This is a genomic window from Halomonas sp. (genome assembly GCF_041689495.1).
Classification (GTDB): Bacteria; Pseudomonadota; Gammaproteobacteria; order Pseudomonadales; family Halomonadaceae; genus Halomonas.
The window spans coordinates 1-2,304 of record NZ_JBDNGD010000147.1 but is presented as its reverse complement, the minus strand read 5'-3'; the positions used below and the strand labels follow the sequence as shown (position 1 = coordinate 2,304).

The 2,304-nt window shown below is 63.0% G+C and carries 2 protein-coding genes; one reads left to right on the top strand and one right to left on the bottom strand.

The features are described 5' to 3' along the window. Nucleotides 1-418 precede the first annotated feature (418 nt). Nucleotides 419-1,687 carry a serine hydroxymethyltransferase gene (gene glyA, locus ACESMD_RS05010; RefSeq protein ID WP_372610921.1) on the top strand — a complete coding sequence of 423 codons (1,269 nt, stop codon included), beginning with the start codon at nucleotides 419-421 and terminating at the stop codon, nucleotides 1,685-1,687. 105 nt (nucleotides 1,688-1,792) lie between these two features. On the opposite strand, the gene ACESMD_RS05005 is transcribed toward glyA, so the two are convergent. Beyond that, entirely contained in the window at nucleotides 1,793-2,086 is a 294-nt protein-coding gene (locus tag ACESMD_RS05005; protein WP_372610919.1) for a helix-turn-helix domain-containing protein, read from the bottom strand. Nucleotides 2,087-2,304 lie beyond the last annotated feature (218 nt).

Here is a 2,304-nt window from a genome sequence, read left to right as displayed (position 1 = left end):
TGGGAGGCCGGCTATGCCGGGCGAGGGGTTGGTTGGGACCTCAGTGGTTATCACAGCCACAACCTCGCGCGGTAAACCGCCCTCCCACGAAAGGCGCCACTGTGGCAATGCAGGGCTCGAGGCTTGTTATGCCGGAGAGGGTTTGACCCTCGTGGGAGGCCGGCTCAGCCGGGCGAGGGGTTGGTTGGGACCTCAGTGGTCGTCACAGCCACAACCTCACGCGGTAAACCGCCCTCCCACGAAAAGCGCCCTCGCGCGGTAAACCGCCCTCCCACGAAAAGCGCCACTGTGGCAATGATTGGGTGGCCATGATGATGAAATGCCTGCGGCTCGGGATGATTGCCTTTCATATGAATGCCGCCGTGGGCTGGGGTATCATGGCGGCCCCAGATACTCCGTGATGCGAGGTTTGCCGCCGATGTTCAGCCGTGACATGCAGATTGCCGGTTTCGATGATGTCCTCTTCGACGCGATGCAGAAGGAAGTCGCGCGCCAGGAGGCCCACATCGAGCTGATCGCCTCCGAGAACTACGCCAGCCCCCGGGTGCTGGAGGCTCAGGGCAGCCAGCTGACCAACAAGTACGCGGAAGGCTACCCCGGCAAGCGCTACTACGGCGGCTGCGAGTATGTCGACATCGTCGAGCAGCTGGCCATCGATTACGCCAAGCAACTGTTCGGTGCCAGCTACGCCAATGTCCAGCCGCACTCCGGCTCCCAGGCCAACGGCGCGGTCTTCCAGGCGCTGATCAAGCCCGGCGACACCATCCTCGGCATGAGCCTGGACGCCGGCGGCCACCTGACCCACGGCGCCAAGCCCAACTTCTCCGGCAAGCACTACCACGCCGTGCAGTACGGCCTGGGCGAGGGCGGCCTGATCGACTACGCGGAAGTGGCAAAGCTTGCCCGCGAGCACCAGCCGAAGATGATCATCGCCGGCTTCTCCGCCTATTCCCAGGTCATCGACTGGGCGAAATTCCGCGAGATCGCCGACGAGGTGGGCGCCTTCCTGCTGGTCGACATGGCCCACGTCGCCGGCCTGGTCGCCGCCGGGGTCTACCCCAGCCCGCTGCCCCATGCCCATGTGGTCACCACCACCACCCACAAGACCCTGCGCGGGCCGCGCGGCGGCCTGATCCTCTCCAGCGAGGGTGACGCCGACATCGAGAAGAAGCTGCAATCCGCGGTCTTCCCAGGCGGGCAGGGCGGCCCCCTGGAGCATGTCATTGCCGCCAAGGCGGTGTGCTTCAAGGAAGCCATGGAGTCCGGGTTCAAGACCTACCAGCAGCAGGTGGTCGCCAATGCCCAGACCATGGCGAAAGTGTTCATCGAGCGCGGCTACGACATCGTCTCCGGCGGCACCGAGGACCACCTCTTCCTGCTCTCGCTGATCAAGCAGGGCCTCACCGGCAAGGACGCCGACGCCGCCCTGGGTCGCGCCCACATCACCGTCAACAAGAACGCCGTCCCCGGCGATCCCCAGAGCCCCTTCGTCACCTCGGGCCTGCGCATCGGCACCCCGGCGGTCACGACCCGCGGCTTCGGCGAGACCGAATGCCGCGACCTAGCCGGCTGGATCTGCGACATCCTCGACGCCATGGCCGAAGGCCAGGACACCGCCGCCCTGGAAGCCGAGATCAAGGCCAGGGTCGCGGCGGTCTGCGCCCGCTTCCCCGTCTATCGCGATTGAGGCTCCCGGAATGCCTTGTAATGAATCGTTGCCGGTACACGAAAGGTAGCCGGCCATTTCCAGGGCATGGGAAGGCGCCCGGATAAGCCGAAGGCGCATCCGGCGTCAGGCAACAGCTGCCTCCTTATCCTCAAGGATCAGCTCTATGTGGAAGTGAGCAGGCCCGGTAAGGTTTACCAAGGCATCCAGGCTGAACTTGTTGATGCGGCCGTTAAGCAGGTCATTCAGGCGTGGCTGAGTGATACCCAGGCGGTTGGCCGCCTCCTTCTGAGTCACGCCCCAGTTCTCTACGCGTTTGGTGATTTGAGTCATCAGCTCGGAACGCAACCTCATGTTCATGGCTTCTTCGGGGGTATCTTCAATGGCATCCCACACGCTGTCGAATCGTTCGTTGGCCATGGCGGGCACCGTTCCTCTGTCAGTGTATCGTCAGTCGTTCAGTCATCGCTCAGTCAGGTAGTTCGCTATAGCGCTGCTTGCCGATCTCGATGTCTTGCCTATCATTATATATCAATATTGATATAGCGCCAATTGAATTGGCCCCCGAAGATCCAGCCTCCCCAGACGATGAATTGCTGTTGAGGTCCTGCTGCAAAGACGGCCTGGACTCGGCCAAC